Below are 19,206 nucleotides of genomic sequence, written 5' to 3' on the forward strand. Positions count from 1 at the left end.
TTGTGTAAAAATGATAACAGAAACAGATAATTACAAACTTCAGCGATCTGACGGGAGATAGATCGTAAAAGTGGCTCCATGACCTTCGTGACCCACAGCATCAATAAAGCCGTGATGGTTTTCTACGATTTTTTTACAAATAGCCAGGCCGATTCCGGTTCCTTCATAGGTATTTCTGTTATGCAGCCTTTGAAAAACCTGAAAAATCCGGTCCTTGAACTGCTGATCAAAACCGATACCGTTATCCTGAAAGGAAATGAAATAATATTCCTTGTAAATAGCTGGGACAGGCGTGTTTAATTTGCTGCCGGCAATCAGTCCTGATGTAATTTCAATAACCGGTGTTACACCAACCGGAACAAATTTTAATGAATTGGCAATCAGATTGGTAAAGAGCTGTTCAAACTGATAAATAATAATCGGTAGAACTGGCAGCTTATCTGAGATGATGACGGCATTTTTATGCTGAATATTTTCCAACAGCTGCTCTTTAACATTACTCAAAACAACATTCAGGTCTGTCATCTCGAAGTGTTTCTCCACCGCATTGGCACGTGAAAAGGCCAGCAGATCGACGATAAGCTGCTGCATTCTGGTGGCAGAAGATTGCATCCTTTGGAAATAGTCCTTGCCCTTATCAGACAGATTTGCACTTTCTGTCTCCACAATACGGGTAGCAAATGTCTGTATCTTACGCAGCGGTTCCTGTAAATCGTGACTGGCAACATAAGCAAATTGTGCCAGCTCCATATTGGTTTTCACCAACTCGTCATTGGCAACAGTAAGTTCTTTTGTTCTCAACTGTACTTTTGCTTCCAGCTGATCGATAAACATACGGCTATCGTGAATATCGGTACTTGTACCTACCCACATCTGAATAAAACCATTTGCATCTTTCTGAGCTATTGCCCGACTTAGATGCCAGCGATATGCCCCGTCGCTTCTTCGGAAACGGTGTTCAAAAAGAAAGTTATTTCCTGTGGTGATAGAATCCTGCCAGAGACGAATGTTTTCTGCTCTGTCTTCCGGATGAACAATCTGAAGCCAGCCCTCTTTTTCAATTTGCTCCGGCGCTAAACCTGAATAACTATAAACTGATTTGTTAAAATAATTAAGATTCCCTTCAGTATCGCCGGTCCAGATAAACTGAGGCATTGAATCAGCCAGCGTCCGGAACTTGCCTTCACTCGTTGCTATTGCAATTTCGGCCTGTTTTCTGTCCGTAATATCCATCATAGTTCCCAGCATACGTGAAGGGACATGACCGGCATCAAACAAAACCTTACCCTGTGTGCGTATCCAGCGAACCGATTTGTCGGGTCTGATTATTCTCGCTTCGTAATAATATACACCTGTTTTTAAAGCAGTTGCAAAAGCGTCTTCTACGACATTGTGGACGTCGTCGGGATGGACGCTGCTCCTGAGTTCCACATGAGTGATTTTCTTTCTGCCTTCAAATCCAAAAATTTCTGCCAGCCGGCTGGAATAAATGATGTTATAAGTCCGAAGATTCAGATCCCAGGTGGCAAGCTGTGTACCTTCTGTTGCCAAAGAAAGCCGGTCAGCCGCATCTGCAACCTGTTGCCGGGCCTCCACTTTTTCAGTTACATCATTTACAGAAACCATAATTCCCGATACCGTCCCATCGATCTCAAACATGGGTGCGTACTGGAAATCCAGATAATGTTTTTTAATTCCGCCCGGACCATCCACAAAAGCAATGGCCTCATTTTCGCGGTAGGTTTTACCGGATTTAAAAACATTCCTCAAAATGGCAGGAAATTTCTGTGTTGCAAGTTCAGGAAAGACATCCAGAAGCATTTTACCTTCAACTTCATGTAGCTCCCGGCGCCAAAGCATACGCAGCATACTTTCATTGGCCAGGCTTATGATAAAATCTTCTCCCTTAAAAATTGCTTTTGAAAACTGCGACTGCGTAACCAGATTCCGAAACTGATTTTCACTTCTCTGCAAAGCATTTTTTGCTTCAACCTGTGCAGTTACTTCTGTCGCAACAACAATAATTCCGTCGATCTCAGATCCAATTTCAATCAGCGGCTGATAAACAAAATTGAAATAACACTTTTCTTCCTGCCCAAACCTTTTCAAAATAACCTCAAACTCATTGCCGTAATACGGCACTCCGGTTTTTAAAACATCTAACAAAATAGGTTCGATGAATTCCTTTACCTCCGGCAGTGCGTCAAACAATGGCTTTCCAATCAATTCATCTTCGCGCCTGTCTACAATTTCAAGATAACTGTTATTTGCCATCTCCACCACTAGCTGATCCCCTCTTAAAATGGTGATACCAACAGGAGCCTGCATCATTGTGCTTCGGAATTTACTATCACCAGTATTGATGAAACTTGCAGAATCTCTTGGGGTTTTTGATTTAATACGCTGAGCCAGATCCTGTTTTAAACGATTCAGCTCCAATAGCTCTTCGTAGTTTATACGTATTTCTTCGGAGATATTTTGGTCAGACACAAACTTCCCCTCAGAAATTACCTTTTGCTCAACGATTAACAGCAAATCGGTAAAGCGATTAGTAGCTGCTTCCATTTCTGAAAACCTGGCATACGCTTCCTCAGCTTTACCTTGTTTGTAAAGATCAATAATATTTGTCGCTACCAGATGAATCTCCAGATGAACCAGTTCAAGGTCCTGTATCTCTGAAATGTGTCCATATTGCTTTGACGCATGACCATAAAGCCATTGACCAACAGGACATTTTCGATAAGAAAGACACAGCTGCTGATCGACATCAGAGCCGTAAAATATGGATTGTAGGCGCGTTTTAAAAAGAAGATGACGGGTTTTTGCCCTTTCAAAATCAAGTTCAACAACATTCATACCTGGACGGATGGGTATAAGAATCAGAAGGGTTGTGTTGAGTTTGCAGGAAATACCTGCCTTGAATTGAAGTTTTTAACGTTTTAGAAATGATAAAGAAGATTATCTGATGCAGGTTTCCAGCTATGACTTGTCCAGTCAATATCCAGAATCTGGCGAATTGCCTGCTTTAATTTTGGAAATGACCCGGGTTTACGAATAAAATAGTTAGCGCCCTGCTCATATACTTTTTTTACCATATCCTCCTGTCCGGTTGTAGAAAACACCACGATCGGAATATCTTTCCACTGCGAAGTTTTACGAATATACTCCAAACATTCGAAGCCATTTTTTCTTGGCATATTCAGATCAAGAAAAATCACGTCCGGCGGCGGTGGAACATTTGTTTTCATCAAATTAATTAGCTCCACGCCATCGTATGCAGTTGTCAGCTCAACGCTTTCAGAAACTTCACGCAGCGCATCTTCAAATAGCATGCAGTCATCTGCATCGTCATCCGCAAGAAAAATGGATTTACCTGATTTAATACTCATACCTCAAAATTAAACAAATTTTTACACAGCAACCCGAAACACGTTGCCTTTAGCAGGCAGGACAAGTACAGCTTATCAAGCAAATTACAATTAAGCTTCTACAAGATACGTAGTTACAACTAATTTCAAAAACAAAATAAATTCTATTTCTCAGATACAAACAGAATATTTGTCAAATACATTCCAGATAAAATATAAAATTCAGATTTACAATATTTTAGCACGCATTGTACATTCTCAAGGCTATATTATTGAAGCCGGCAAATAGAAAATATTTGATTAAAATTCTCCGTCAATACCATCCTTCGCCTTCTTCTTTGCCTGATGTAAACGATAGTTTAAGGTTAAGTTGATTTGTCTTAACCGGCCCTGGGAATTATTTCTCGTGTAAAAATTTGCTCCCTCCGTAATGCTTCGGAAACGACGTGAATTGAAAACATCAATCACACTTAGTGTAAGCGTTCCGTTATTTTTAAGAATATCGCGACTTGCCGCCAGATCAAGCGTTGACAAAGCCTCGCGCCGGCCCTGCGGCGTTTGCTGCGGCGCTTCGTAGTTTCCCCTGAACTGAAGATCCGTTGTTTTCCAGAGCGTGAACCGCGACGTCATCCGCACAAACCAGCTATAAGTATCACTTTTAAAGCTTTGATCAACTTCCGTCCCATCCGTAATAGCCCTGAAGAAATTAAGACTCCCATCCAGTTTCCACCATTGATATGGTACAAATGAACCCGTAAATTCGGCACCGTAGGCATCTTCTGTTCCCAGGTTTTCCGGTCTTGTGTACGAATTCCCGTTATCCTGAACAGTACGAATACTGATAATTTTTCCGTTTGTATGACGATAGTAAATGGATGATGTAATTGATCCTTTATCAAGATACTTGATATGCCCGACTTCAAACACATTGGTAAACTCGGGGTTCAGGTCGGGGTTGCCGCTCCAGTAATTCCGGTTATCGCTATATGTCGCAAACGGGCTCAAATCATTGTATTGTGGTCGCCTCACACGTCGGCTGAAACTCAGCTGCATCGCGTTTTGCTTTGCCAGATCGTAGGTAAGGTGCACACTTGGAAAGAGGTTGGCATATTTCCTCTCATTCACTTCCTTTGTTGTTCTCAGTTCGGTTGTAACACCCGTCCATTCTGCGCGCAAACCAGCCTGGTAAGATAGTTTCCTGAATTTGTTGCCAACAATTCCATAAGCCGCATTGATATTTTCTTCGTACAAAAAGTCGTTTGTCAGGTTTGGCAAAACAAACCATTCACCGTTTTCGCCCTGCTGTGTAACTGAATAATCATTTGTCATGTCACGGGAACTACTTCGTAAACCGGCCTCCAGTTTTCCGTCTTTCCCAAAAGGATGAACATAATCTACCTGGAAAAGCAATTGTTTTTCCGTTTCATAATTTACCGCCCGCTGCAAAAGGAACGGTATGCCCGAAGGACTTCCATCCGGCTTGTATACATTCTCTCTGTAATACTGGTCAGAATTTTCCCAATTGTCGAGATACCGCACATCTGCCGTAAACTCCTGTCCTTTGCGATTAAAAGTTTTCCGGTAAGTGAGGGCATATTCAGCATTTGGTTCCGTTTCTGTTTCATCCTGAGTCCGGGTGGTAATTCCGGTAGGATTTGCTGTGCTGAACAGATAATCTTTATAGTTCAAAGTAGAAAACCTTTTCCCCTTACTGGTTCGCCAGGTGTAAGCACCGGTGAGAATATTTTTTGTATTAAAATAATAATCAATTCCTCCCCTGGCACTGTTGTTCATGCCTCGCAGCTTACTATGCATGTCCCGCTCCATGATGAAAGTTGAGTCATTCCGGTAGGTTTCCTGATAGAGATAATTACGCCCCGGCGTGTTCCGGAAAGACATGGTGTAATTGATAAAAAAATTCAGATTTTTCCTGCGGTAGTTTACGTTTGCTGCCGCTCCGTAGTTTGTCGGATAACCTGTAATGATATCAAAAGAGCCATTAAAGCCTTCTTTTCTCTCTTTTTTCAAAACAATATTAATGATCCCTCCCATCCCTTCGGCCTCATAACGTGCAGAAGGATTTGTAATAATTTCCACGCGTTCGATCATGCTCCCCTGCAAAGACTGAAGGCCCGCACCACCTTTGATACTTACTAAACCGGAAGGCTTTCCATCAATCAGGATGCGCACATTTCCGGAGCCTCTGAGACTTACATTACCTTCCACATCCACAGCCACCGATGGTACATTTGTAAGAATATCCACGGCTGTTCCGCCTGCATTTGCCAGGTCTTTCCCGACGTTAAATATCTTTTTGTCCAGAGACAGTTCCATCGTACTTTTTTCCGCCTGCACGGTAACCTCTTCCAGATTTCTGGCAGAGGCTGCCAGTTTTATTTTTCCCAAATCGAGGGGAGAATTGACAGCTGTGAGGTGAACTGCAGATTTATAATTCGATTTGTAACCGATAAATTCTGAAAGTGCGTAGTAATTACCGGCCGTTATGTCGACCACAAAACTACCCGTTTCATCCGTGATCGCACCGGCAACAAAAACGCTGTCTACCAATTTGAATAACCGGACATTTGCATAGGCCAGCGGAGTGTCGGTTTGACTGTCTGTGATTTTACCAACCACTTTCAGTTTGCCCGTAGTCTGGGCATGAATTTGATTACTAAAAAAAGCATTCAAAAATAGTATCACAAACACCTGGCAAGCCCGTTTTTTTGCAGGGTACTGAAAAATGCCCGGTTGTATTCCCTCCTTAAATTTCATTGTATGTAAAGTAAATTTCAATTCAATATTTAATCAATGATGTACTATATATATAAACTGTATTCTCAACTTATTTTACTCTATGGTTTGTAGCTCGACGACAAAATTGACTTTCTCCCCGGCGCAAAACACAGCTGACCGTTAACTTCTCATTATCTTTTTTAATCAACCTTTCCTTCCGCCAAACTTCCTTAACTTTGCAGCCCTTTTTAAGATTCAGCATACACAAGCCATGAAAAACGAAGCATCACAGACGATAAGATTAGCACTTCCCATCATTATCGGAGAACTTGCCCAAATGGCACTTCACCTCATCGACAGTGCGATGGTAGGAGCAATCAGCTATAAACAATTGGCCGCTGCTGCACTGGTTATCAATGCGATGAATATTCCTTTTGTGATTGGTATTGGGATGACTATATCTGTTTCCCAGATGGTTTCCCTGGCTCATGGCCGCAGTGATGCAAAGCTGGTTTCACATTATTTGTTTAACGGCTTCATACTTTGTGCACTTACAGCGCTGATCATTTCACTTACGCTGGTTTTTGGAAAAGACCTGCTGTACCACCTTGGCCAGGATCCGGAAGTAGTAAAACTGGCAATGCCCTTCATGCAGCTGATGGGAATTTCGATCATACCGATGCTGCTTTTTATGACATTAAAACAATTTGCAGACGGACTGGAATATACCCGGACAGCCATGATCCTTTCCCTGGCTGGCATGCCGCTTAACATTCTGCTCAACTGGCTGCTGATCTACGGCAACTGGGGATTCCCAAGACTCGAACTGGCTGGTGCCGGCTGGGCAACGCTCATTACCCGTTCCTGTATGTTTCTGGCCCTTTTAGTAATTATTTTAAAACATAAAACTTTTAGTAAATACATCGCCGTAAGCAAAAACCAATGGTTTGTGAAAGGCCAGACCATGCGTGAATTGCTGCACATCGGTGTTCCCAGTAGCTTACAGATTGGCATGGAGGCAGGCGCATTTGCTATTTCCGGGATTATCATCGGAACGCTTGGTGCTGTTGCTCAGGCTTCACATCAAATTGCACTGAGTTGTGCTTCATTTACCTTTATGGTGTCCATGGGACTTGCGCAGGCTGGTTCTATACGTGTAAGTAACGCGTTTGGGAGAAATGATTGGGGGAAAATATTCTTAATTGGGAAAAGCACGGTTTACACGGCACTTGGTTATGGAATTTTTTGTGCAATCGCATTCAGCGTTTTTCGCTACCAATTACCCAAGGCATTTAATGACAATGCGGAAGTACTCCAGTTAGCTGCTCTGCTGCTGCTCTTCGCTGCTGTTTTTCAGATTTCCGACAGTACACAGGCTATCAGCGCTGGCTTGCTGAGAGGGATTAAGGACGTAAAAACCCCTACCATTTTGATCGGTATTGCCTATTGGGTTGTTGGTATCCCGGTTGGTTATCTGCTCGCTTTTCACTTTAACATGGGCGCCGCCGGTATGTGGCTGGGATTGATTTTAGGCCTTACACTGGCCTCTGCTTTTCTTATGATGCGTTTCTTCAAAATGAGCAAAAGAAACAAACCGCAAACTGATCTTCAATTATCTGAAAATTAATCAGTTAAATCCATATTAGTTTTCATTGACAATTAAAATTTAAAAGTAAAATCCAGTTTCTTTCAGGTTAACATTTCAAATCCTTCGTCCTGATGGAAAGCATCACTATGTTCACTTCTTCAAATGAATTAAATTTCAGGATTTAGAAAGTATAAAGTAACCGGCTCGGGCTTATCAAACACATTGTCTGTTTCTTCGAAAGTAATTTAGCAAAAAAAACAACCTAACTATTAAATAATCAAAGCAATTCCAAACACCCAAAATACGGACAATTTATTAATTGTCTAACTGACGTTTAATATCCAAATCTTTTATACATAATTTTATCAAAATGGAGTTTAGTTCTACCCTACAAGAAATTTTCTTCAAGGCAGAAGATATTCCGGCAGAGTTTCAGCTTCCCGCCGAAATTCACCAGCGCGAATATCTCAGCAACGGAGAAATGAAAACCTGGAAAGGCCAGGTGCACGAAGTGTTCTCTCCGATCAGCGTACAAACCCCGGGCGGTCTTCAGCGCGTACTCATCGGAAGTTATCCGATTTGTACAGAAACAGAAGCAATGGAATCACTTGAAGCAGCTGTTGCCGCCTACAACAACGGGCGCGGTGAATGGCCGACCATGGGTGTCGCTGAGCGTATTCATTGCGTTGAACAGTTTACGGGTATGATGATCGAGCAAAAGGATATTATCGTTAAACTCATCATGTGGGAAATTGGCAAGTCATTTGCCGATTCGGTAAAAGAATTTGATCGTACTGTCGAATACATCTACGCAACCATAGATTCACTAAAAAACCTCGACAGAGATTCATCCACTTTTGAAATTGTGGATGGAATTGCCGCACAGGTTCGCCGGTCTCCGCTTGGTGTTGTGTTATGTATGGGGCCATTTAATTATCCCCTTAACGAAACCTTCACAACCCTGATCCCGGCGCTGATCATGGGTAATACGATCCTTTTCAAACCTCCGAAATTCGGTACGCTGCTGCACTACCCTTTGCAGGAAGCATTCAGAACCTGTTTTTCAAAAGGTGTGGTGAATGTAATTTATGGTCGCGGGAATACGATTGTTCCGGGGCTGATGCAATCCGGAAAAATCAACGTGCTGACTTTAATCGGATCCAGCAAAGTTGCCAACGAACTTAAAAAGCAGCATCCGAAGGTAAACCGGTTGCGTGCAGTTTTAGGTCTTGATGCCAAGAATGCAGCCATTATTACGGCTAATGCGGATATCAGTCTTGCGGTGAAGGAAACCTTAATGGGATCTTTGTCATTTAACGGTCAGCGTTGTACTGCAATTAAAATCGTTTGGGTGCATCGCAGCATTGCCGAAGAATTCTTAAAACAGTTTAATGTTGCTGTTTCAGAATTGAAATACGGAATGCCGTGGAAAAAAGGCGTGTCGCTTACTCCGCTTCCCGAGAACAACAAAATAAATTATCTCAACGATTGTATTACTGACGCCAAAGCGCACGGTGCAGAAGTTGTAAACGAAAACGGCGGTACATCGGCAGGTACATTTTTCTATCCGGCGGTAGTGTATCCGGTTACTAAGGCAATGAGATTATATCATGAAGAGCAATTTGGTCCAATCGTACCTGTTGTTCCTTTTGACGACCTGGAAGAAACGATTGAATACCTGATTGAAGCAACGCACGGTCAGCAGGTAAGTATTTTCAGCGATAACGCCAACGAAGTTGCTGCACTGATAGATCCGCTGGTAAACCAGGTGAGCCGCGTGAATATCAACAGCCAATGTCAGCGCGGGCCGGATGTATTTCCGTTTACAGGAAGAAAAGACAGCGCCGAAGGAACCCTGTCTGTTGCCGATGCAATCCGGTCTTTCTCCATCCGTTCACTGGTAGCTTTCAAAATGAATGAAACCAATAAACAACTGATCAACGAAATCGTCCATGACGACAGCTCAAACTTTTTAAGTACGAAGTTTATATTTTAAGAAAACACCAAATAATAAAATGGCTGCCCTTCGAAAGCCGGGTGGTCATTTTTTTGGTTTGGGGAATAAGTAAAAATAAATTTAGAAAGTTAATTGATCCTGTAAGCTGTCGTCATACGCACTTAACGCTTCTCCAAAATAAAATATTACACTCCCCTCCCCGTTAAACTCAGAGCGGTTATCTTCAAGATTACTTTTTGCCGATATTGTTTCCCGGAACCCTCACACATCAGTCCTCATACATTAGATATGCTTAACTTTAAGAAATCAAAACTATTAAAGACGCTTCCTTTTCTTTTGATCCCGGTTCTGGGTTTGTCTTTGTTTCAGGCTAAGGGTTTGATTAACAACAACAACGACGCATCCGAAAATTCGCCTTTCGTAAGCATGGCGGATTCCTGTAAAGCCGGACCGAGGATTATGGCGATCACCGATATTTCCTCTTCGAATCTGAATGGACAGTTTTACGGTATAGATATTTTCCGGATTTCATGGACAATTAAGGATCCTAAGGGGACAATCTTACGGCAGGGTGAACAGGAGCCGGGAAGTAACAATCCGCTTATTACTTTTAAACCACTTCCAACCGGAAAATATATCCTGACTTATTCAGGTAAAAACTGTACCTCAAAACCCAGCAGCAAAGAATTTATCATACCGGTCGTGCTGTCAATGGCTGAAATGAATGCTCGTATGGGCACCTACGCTCCGCAAACGGTTGCCAAAGGAATGGATGAACACATGAATCTTTTCATCTCCCGCCAGAATGATGTTTACCTAATTTCGGATAACGCATCGGCCCCGCTCGGCAACGGGTACGAATACCGCTACATGATCGGTGCGGATATTGTCAAATCAAATCAACCTCTTAAAAACTATTTTTTTGCCGGCAACAATCCGTTGAGGATTTGGAAAATGAAAACCAAAGTCGGTCTCGAAAGCACCAATAGCTGGTCGGACAGAGAAAATAACGGATATTACAGCACTAGCGCCGGCGAAGTTTTCTCTCATAATACTACGGCCGCTTTCCGTACGCTTGTTTTCCCGACCGTTCATATTAAAGGCGGATTTCTCAATCCAGTTCCTGAAAATTTTAATCCGTCAACACAAAATAGTCAGTGGGCCGACATTGCTCCCGACATGAAACTCCCGGACGGACATGTATGGATTGCCTCACCAGGCGCCTGGCCCGTTGAACAACTTCGCGCAAAAGGCGTTACGCATATTGCAAAACATGATCTCACTTCCACAAGTTTAACTACTGTAATGAAAATGAAAGATTTGGGTGTGACGTACAACAACGTTCCCCGAATTGAGCATTTCATGAATTTAAAGGCAAGCGGACCGGACCAGATGAGGGATGGTTACAATTTAAAATTCTGGCCAAAGGGTCAATTGTCGAAGGAACAGGCCATACAAAAAGCCAATGAAGCAGACATCAGCGATGCAATCTGGATAGGTGAAACGATGGAGGGGACATCATACATGCCGCCGGACGCTGCAATGTGGGGGCATTTTTACAAAAGGCTGCGTGAGCGTTATCAGGAAAAATGGGAAGCCAGAAAAATCCCGTTTTATATTGCACATAACTACTTTATGTTTTGGCCAAAGGAAATTTCCCTATCAAGAAACAGAAACAAAGAATACTTCAAAAATCTCCTGCACCTGCCAGCAGCCCAACTTCCCAAAACCAACTTTTCTCCCGGGGGAACGCTTTCACAGACCAACCTGATTACAGAGGCAGTTTATATCGGTCCGCCGGATATACAGCAGGGACAGGTTTACGAAAGTATTTTCAGGATGTTCATTATAAAAAATTTGGGTTATGAATCAGGAATTTTCCTTTTCGGCGTACACGAGTGGCGTCCAAATAATCTCTACCAGTACAAATATCCGGAAGGCACTTTTTATGCATCCAACAAACTACCTCTCGATCCGAATGTAATCATCGCCAACGGATTTATCGCCCAGGTTTTCGGTAAGCTGTATGTTGAATGGGGAGGGTTTGGTAAATCAACAAACAAAAACTTTGATCCCGAGTGGACGCAGGGCGTATGGTTTCCGAAAGGAGCAACAGACCCGCAGCCCGGATTTTCGCATTACAAAAAGCCGGGCGAAGGTTCATATCCTGGCTATACCGGCAGCTCAGATTTTTCTTATTTCAGCCAAAAACTTTATAATGATACGTTCGGGCAAACCGATGGAGGTATCAGGAAATTTTTGAAATACAAAATTGATAACGGCAATTGGCTGCCCCCTTCACAGTTTAGCGCAGAAGAAATTGTAGACGCCTATCACGACAAGCGTGGTTTTGTATTTTCTCAAACCAAAAATGGTAAAACTGCCTGGTTTTATCTCAATTCATTTGCCGACAACGTCTGGCACAATATAGAAGTTGAGCTTCCAAACGGCACCGTTGTCAAGGAACGTGTAGCCGGAAATGGTATTCACGTGAAATTGCAGTAACTCACTTCAAATTTTTTAGGCGGATAGTTCGATCTTTCAGAGCTATCCGCCTTTTTTGATAAAATCATTTCAAATCGCTTCAAAGAACAATAATTCAAAAAAATGTAAAAATAATTAAAATAGACTAAGGGGGAATTTTCTAAAAGTTGTCTGTCATTATAGAGAGTTGACTATTTCAAAGAATAATTTGAGGAATTCCCGACTATGCAAAAATTATTATCATTTGAAGACTCCAAAACTTCTTTGAATAATGAACAGCAAACTGTCTTTCGAAATGAAGAGGATGCTGTTCAGGAAGAGAAAACGGATACCGAATTATTCATCCGTCTGGCATTTAAAGAAAATGCGAAAAAAGGTTGCGAGCTATTGTTCCGCAGGTACCATAAAGCCTTGTGCAGCCACGCCGTCAGGTTTGTTTATTCAAGAGAAATCGCTGAGGATCTGGTCAGTGATGTATTCTGCAAGTTCTGGAAAACACGTTCCTTCGAATCTGTAACCACTTCTTTCCGTTATTATCTGTTTCGTTCCGTTCGCAACGAAGCTTACAACTATCTGCGCCTCGAATTCAAAAAAATGGAAAACATTGAGGCGGCCGAATTACAGGAATCGTCCCGTAGCCAGCAGCCCGACAACATTGCACAGTATGAAGACATGCTAAAAATGGTGGAAGTCATTGTTGAAACCTTACCAACACAATGCCGGAAAATTTTCCTCATGAACCGTTTCGAAGGTAAAAAGTATCAGGAAATAGCCGACGAACTTGGGATTTCCATCAAAACGGTTGAGGTACATATCGGAAAAGCGCTTGGCACAATGCGTAACGGACTCAGAGAACATTGGATCTCCTGACAAACAGAAACTTAGTCTGATACTTTGACATCGAAAGACATGAATCAAGATATTACAAAACAGCTTATTTTCGAACATTTCGCAAGAAAAACTTCTCCTTTACAGAGAAGTGCAATTGACGAATGGCTAACAAAGGAACCGTCAAAAGAGCTTTATTATGAATGGCTTGAAGAATGGGAAAATACACACCTCCAGTATAATCCCGAAACGGATAAAGCCTTAAACAGTTACAGTCTTTTTTTGGACGTTAATCCACATATTTCCCTTTCCGATCAGGATCTGTCGAATCCTGAGCTTGAAAAGCCGGTAAAAGCGCTGGGCAGAAGTTACTGGATTGCCGCATCGGTTATGCTGCTTTGTGTTTTGTCGGCCTGGCTCCTGCGCGACGACCTGTTCTTCAAAACGTATAAAACCGCCTATGGTGAAGTTTCCAATTATACTCTGGCTGACGGAAGTACGGTTAAGCTAAACACCAATTCAACTCTGAAAGTACCGCGTTGGGGATTTGGAACAAAAACACGTGAGGTGTTACTGATTGGGGAAGCTAACTTCTCTGTAAAACATACCATTGACCATCAGAAGTTTATTGTAAAAACAAATAAGAATTTCGAGGTGGTTGTTTTAGGAACCGAGTTTACCATGCATGCCCGCACCAATTTTTCAAAGGTAGTGCTCAAAAACGGTAAAGTGCGTCTCCTTTATCAGGAAGACAATAGTAATAAGGAAATAACGATGAAACCCGGCGAACTGGTGACGCTTTCAAAAGAGAATCACATTAAACTGAAAACAACCGAACACGCCCAAAACTATTCCGAATGGGAAGAAAAGCGTTTTGTGTTTGAAGAAACCAGTCTTGAAGAAGTAGCTTACCTCTTAAAGGAAAACTATGGACTTGAAGTTGAAATCAAAGGAAAAGAGCTTTCTGAAAGAATGCTGATGGGTTCTTTTAAGGCAAAAAACGTAGATGAACTTCTTTTGTCCATTTCCGAATTGCTGGATATCAACGTAGTCAGGCAGGGTAACCATGTGCAGCTTACAGATAAATAATTCCTATATCTAACATTATTCCTAAACCCCTTAAAAAATGCAAAAACCATTTACCAGAGCCTCTATATGGGGGCTGCTAGTCATCTCCTTGCTTATTGCCAAACCTCCGGGATTCGCACAAACCGTTGCTATGGCGAAAATGATGCCGCAGGAAAAAACGAAAAACGGACAGCAGCCAAAACTAAAACTACGTGACGCACTCAACGATCTGAAGAGCAGCTATCAGGTGGATATCATGTTTGAATTAAAATCTGTTGAAGGACTTAACATTCCGGCTGACGCTATCAACAGAAGCCAGAATATTGAGAAAAACCTCGAAAAGGTACTTACTCCGCTTGGCTTAAAGTACAGAAAAGTAAATGCAACCTCCTACCTGATCGTCGCTGACAAAAAGCAGAAAAAAACAGCTCAGGCCATATTTGAGGATTTGCAAACCGAACAAACAACAGGTTCCGAACTTACCAGTCAATATCAAAATGTCAGGCCTGCCACGGAAATTGTAAAAGCAGAAAAAGCGGACCGGAATGTATCCGGCAAAGTAACGGATGAGAAAGGTGAAGGTCTACCCGGCGTAAGTATTGTTGTGAAAGGGACCCAGCGGGGAACAACAACGGATACAAAGGGAGTCTTCGAGCTTAGTTTGCCGGAAGGTGATGCGACGCTGATATTCTCATTCGTTGGTTATTTGTCTCAGGAGATCACCGCCGGAAATAAATCCTTATTTGACATAAGCCTGGTTTCCGATGCAAAGTCGCTGGAAGAAATGGTTGTTGTCGGTTATGGATCTTCCAAAAAGAAAGACCTTACCGGCGCCGTCACCCGGGTCGATCTGGAACAAAGCCGCCTTCAGCCGAATGTAAATCCGGTACAGGGCCTGCGCGGAACCGTAGCCGGAGTTACCATTACGGATAACGGCCGCCCCGGTTCGGACGCCTCCATCACCATCCGCGGACGCAATTCAATTTCTGCCAGTAACAGTCCTTTGATTGTGTTAGATGGAATAATTTATGCCGGCGGTAGCCTTTCGGATATTAATTCAAATGATATCGAATCCATTGATATTCTTAAAGATGCGAGTTCTTCCGCCATTTATGGATCTCTTGCAGCAAACGGTGTTATTTTGATCACCACAAAAAAAGGAAGTACTTCAAAACCAAGGATTTCAATCAACTCCTATTTTGGAACTTCGGACTTTGCCCATGCGCCGGATTATCGCAATGCTGAACAGTATTTACAGGCAAGAAAAGATGCCGAAATTGCCGATAAGGGCCCGTTGCCGTTTCAGCTTTTGGAAGAAGCTAATATAAAGGCCGGTATCACGATTGATCCCTGGGAAGAAATCAAACGAAAAGCACCTATTTCAAGTAATGAGCTGAGTGTTTCCGGAAGAACAGAACGTGTAAACTATTATTTTTCAGGATCTTATACCGACATTAAATCTCCGGTTAAAGGAGACAATTTCAATCGCGTTTCAGCACGGATTAACCTCGATGTAAACATTACCGACTGGCTCAGTATCGGAACAAACAGTGGTTACAGCGTCAAAGATAATTCCGGTGTCCGGGTTGATCTGGCACAAGCCAGCCAAATAAGCCCTTATGCCAATCTGTACTATGAAGATGGAGTTCCGCGTCCGCTTCCGATGAACATTGGTGCGGTAGGGAATCCATTGACAAGAACACTGTTGAACAGAAATTATGATGTAACTAAAACACTTTTTACAAATACTTATACGGATATCAAACTTCCACTGGAAGGCCTGACTCACCGACTAAACATCGGTTTTACACAAAAGGGACAGGAGATATTTAATTATACGCCCTCGTTTAAAAGAGAACAGTTTTTTAATCTGGGGAGCGGAAATAAAAAACATTATTCTTTTCAAAACCTGGCAATAGAAAACATCTTGAGATATGACAAAACGGTGGCAACAGATCACGTTTTCAATTTCACCTTCTTGTATGGAACCTATGTAGCCAAGGACGAATCGTCACTCCTGAGCAGTACGAATATTTTTAATGATGTGCTAGGTTACAACGGTCTTGAAATCGGGGAAAATTTTTCGATCAATACGGATGCAGGAAAAAGCCAGCAGGTTTCCACAATGGGACGTATTGGCTATCGCTACAAAGGAAAGTACATACTCGATCTTACTATGCGGAGAGATGGGTATTCAGCCTTTGGTGATGGTAAAAAATATGGTCTGTTTCCTGCAATTGGCGTTAGCTGGAATTTATCAGACGAAGCTTTCATGGCAAATATCAAGGCAGTCGACAATCTAAAATTAAGAACTTCCTGGGGTAAAAACGGAAATCGGGGTGTAGACAGATATTCGTCCCTAAGTGAAATAAGACAGACAAATTATGTATTTGGAGATGGTGCCGCACCTTCGGTAGGATTGTACACTTATTCTCTGGGAAATCCGAATTTGGGCTGGGAAACCACTGTGAGTACAAACTTTGGTGTAGATGTGAGTTTGTTTTCCGGAAAAATCAGCGGTTCGGTTGACTATTATCAAACTCGTACAAAAGATCTGTTGCTGCTTCAGAGTATACCAAATATGACCGGCTTTACAACTTTTTTAAGAAATATTGGTCAAACGAAAAACAAGGGACTTGAAGTTTCAATTAACACAACTAACCTGCAAAAAGCTGGTTTCGTTTGGAACACTCGGTTTGTATTCACGTTAAACAGAAACAAAATCACCAAACTAACGGGCAACGATCTAAATAAGGATGGTGTAGAAGACGATGATATTACCAGCAAATGGTTTATCGGACATCCGCTTGGTTCGAATTTCGATTACGTGTTTGATGGAATTTACCAGACCGATGACGATTTAAAGACAATAACTGGTGCAGTGCCTGGCGCCGTCCGGTTTAAAGATCTTAACGGAGACGGTGCAATCACTCCGCTTGACAGACAAGTGATCGGTTCCAGTCAGGCTACGTTCACAACCGGTATTACCAATACATTTTCTTACAAAGGTCTCAGCCTGATGGTTTTGTTTAACATTCGTCAGGGCGGTCAAAGCCCCAATGCCACTTTGAATCCCGGAACAAATTATTATGATCTGTTCAACACCCTGAACATCGATTATTGGACGCCGGAAAACCGCAGCAATACCAACGCCGCTATCAATTACCGAAACCCACTGGGTTATGCGTTTTACCAGGATCGTAGTTTTGTCCGCTTGCAGGATGTTTCACTTTCTTACGATCTTCCTTCTAAGCTCATTAACCGGGCTAAAATTCAGGCAGTTAAAGTATACGTGAGTGGGAAAAACCTGGTAACCTGGACCGAATGGAACGGCTGGGATCCTGAACATGGCGTAGGAGGCAGAAGTCCGGGTGAAAATGGCCCGTTGCTCAAAACTTTCACACTGGGACTAAACATTCAGCTATAACGCTCAAAATCATGATGAATAATTATATAAAATCGATCAGAAAAATAAAAATCACAGCAATTATAGCGACTGTGCTTTGTCTGAGCGGATCCGGATGTAAGGAATCTTTTCTGGATGAAGTTCCGCTTGACAGGTTTAGTCCTGAAAATTTGCTGGTTGACGAAGCAGGTTTTGAAACGGCGGTTGTGGCTCTTTACCAGGCCGCCCGCGAGGAGCATACACTCGGCGGAGTAAACTTTGACTATATGAATCTGGGAACCGACGTAGCCGTTTGGGGCAGACCCGACAGTCGTGGCTTTAAGGATTACACTTTGCTGAATTCACAATTTGATGCCGTAAATACCTATTGGGACTGGGCATACAGGAATATGATCAGACAAAGCAACCTGATCCTGGACAACATCAACAAGCCAAATGTTACACTCAGCCCTGCTGCCAAAGCATCTTTTTCGGGCCAGGCGAAATTTTTCAGAGCTTATGCATACAACATTCTGGCCACATTGTACGGAGGTGTTCCTATCGTAGAAAGCCAGATTTCTGAGCCGAAATTTGATTTCCAGCGGTCTACGAAACTGGAAGTACTTCAATTTGTGAGAAAAGACCTGGAAGAAGCCGCAGTTGATCTGCCGGCTGTGACCAACGAATCAAACGGAAGAATATACAAAGCAGCCGCCAACCATTTACTTTCAGAGGTTTATTTAAGCCTGGGAATGGAAACCGGTGATGTAACTTTTTATGATAAATCCATAGCCGCCGCCACGACAGTCATTTCCGGCGCGGCAGGAAAATATCAGCTAATGACCCAGCGGTTTGGTGATTTAACAAGACCCGGTGATGTTTTTTCAGATCTTTTCTGGACCAATCAGCAAAATAGGGCATCCGGAAATCTGGAAGTAATATGGGCCTGGCAATTTGAAAGTTTCACATTAGGAGGCGGAACTGGTACCACAGCCGGTATCAACGGAGGTAACAACCATCTCAGGCTTTGGGCTATGGAATACGACAGGATCAGAACACCAAATGCCGTAGCCAATATTTCATCAGATAGTCTTCAGAGAGGAATTGGGGTGCTTATCCCAACGAACTATTTTAAATATGACATCTGGAAACTCGATCCGAAAGACATGAGGAATTCCAGTTACAATATCCGTCGTGAATTTTACTATGACAACCCCGCAGATCCGCAATATTTTGGCAAGAAAATCCTGACTAAAAAAGATGCACAGGGCCGCCTGGTTGTAGCACTTGAAAACGGAACACTTACTACGCAAATACTCGATACGGCACGCATGTACTATCCTTGGATCCGTAAAATTGATGGTTTGGCTTACAATAATGATGTGACTGCCGGACGAACTTCAAACGATATTATCGTGATGCGACTCGCTGAAACCTATTTGCTTCGGGCAGAAGCTTACTTCCGAAAAGGGGACAAAACGCTGGCTGCCGCAGATTTGAATACAATCCGCACCCGTGCCAGAGCGAAACTGATAACCGCACAGGATGTAACAGTTGATTTTATTCTGGACGAAAGAGCGCGCGAACTGATCATTGAAGAACCACGCAGGAGAACACTGGCGCGAATGGGTGTTCTGTACGATCGCGTTCGCAAATACAACCCTGCATCAGCAGGAACCATTAAGCCAAATAATGCTTTATGGCCGCTTCCATTAAAAGTAATTGATTCAAATACAGGATTTAAACTGGACCAAAATCCGGGTTACAATTAACATCGAACAGTTTAGCCAGC

Annotated in this window: 10 protein-coding genes; 7 read left to right on the forward strand and 3 right to left on the reverse strand. The window is 42.6% G+C overall.

What is annotated here, in order from left to right; translation table 11 throughout:
• Positions 1–39 precede the first annotated feature (39 nt).
• The 3 genes from E0F88_RS01625 to E0F88_RS01635 all read right to left on the reverse strand — a co-directional run bounded on the left by E0F88_RS01625 (position 40) and on the right by E0F88_RS01635 (position 6,143).
• The gene (locus E0F88_RS01625; RefSeq protein ID WP_131956006.1) at positions 40–2,856 is read right to left on the reverse strand and encodes a PAS domain S-box protein; all 2,817 of its coding nucleotides are present in this window, start codon (positions 2,854–2,856) and stop codon (positions 40–42) included.
• Positions 2,857–2,939: 83 nt separating this feature from the next.
• Positions 2,940–3,389, reverse strand: a complete 450-nt coding sequence (locus tag E0F88_RS01630; RefSeq protein ID WP_131956008.1) for a response regulator — start codon at positions 3,387–3,389, stop codon at positions 2,940–2,942.
• 279 nt (positions 3,390–3,668) lie between these two features.
• Entirely contained in the window at positions 3,669–6,143 is a 2,475-nt protein-coding gene (locus E0F88_RS01635; RefSeq protein WP_131956010.1) for a TonB-dependent receptor, read from the reverse strand.
• 232 nt (positions 6,144–6,375) lie between these two features.
• On the opposite strand from E0F88_RS01635, the gene E0F88_RS01640 reads away from it, so the two are divergent.
• The 7 genes from E0F88_RS01640 (at position 6,376) to E0F88_RS01670 (ending at position 19,186) form a co-directional block, all read left to right on the forward strand.
• Positions 6,376–7,731, forward strand: a complete 1,356-nt coding sequence (locus E0F88_RS01640; RefSeq protein WP_131956012.1) for an MATE family efflux transporter — start codon at positions 6,376–6,378, stop codon at positions 7,729–7,731.
• A 331-nt stretch (positions 7,732–8,062) separates the two neighbouring features.
• Positions 8,063–9,688, forward strand: a complete 1,626-nt coding sequence (locus E0F88_RS01645; RefSeq protein ID WP_131956014.1) for an NADP-dependent glyceraldehyde-3-phosphate dehydrogenase — start codon at positions 8,063–8,065, stop codon at positions 9,686–9,688.
• Positions 9,689–9,937: 249 nt separating this feature from the next.
• Positions 9,938–12,154, forward strand: a complete 2,217-nt coding sequence (locus E0F88_RS01650; RefSeq protein ID WP_131956016.1) for a hypothetical protein — start codon at positions 9,938–9,940, stop codon at positions 12,152–12,154.
• Between the two features lie 204 nt (positions 12,155–12,358).
• A complete protein-coding gene (locus E0F88_RS01655) occupies positions 12,359–13,003 on the forward strand; it encodes an RNA polymerase sigma-70 factor (protein ID WP_131956018.1) in 645 nt (214 codons plus the stop codon).
• Between the two features lie 39 nt (positions 13,004–13,042).
• Positions 13,043–14,050 (forward strand): FecR family protein, encoded by a 1,008-nt coding sequence (locus tag E0F88_RS01660; protein WP_131956020.1) that lies wholly within the window; start codon positions 13,043–13,045, stop codon positions 14,048–14,050.
• Positions 14,051–14,087: 37 nt separating this feature from the next.
• Positions 14,088–17,456, forward strand: coding sequence for a SusC/RagA family TonB-linked outer membrane protein (locus E0F88_RS01665; RefSeq protein ID WP_229213642.1), 3,369 nt, complete (start codon positions 14,088–14,090; stop codon positions 17,454–17,456).
• An 11-nt stretch (positions 17,457–17,467) separates the two neighbouring features.
• Complete coding sequence (locus E0F88_RS01670; RefSeq protein WP_229213643.1) at positions 17,468–19,186, forward strand: RagB/SusD family nutrient uptake outer membrane protein; 1,719 nt, start codon at positions 17,468–17,470, stop codon at positions 19,184–19,186.
• Positions 19,187–19,206: the final 20 nt, after the last annotated feature.

The sequence above is a fragment of the Dyadobacter psychrotolerans genome (assembly GCF_004349265.1).
GTDB lineage: Bacteria > Bacteroidota > Bacteroidia > Cytophagales > Spirosomataceae > Dyadobacter > Dyadobacter psychrotolerans.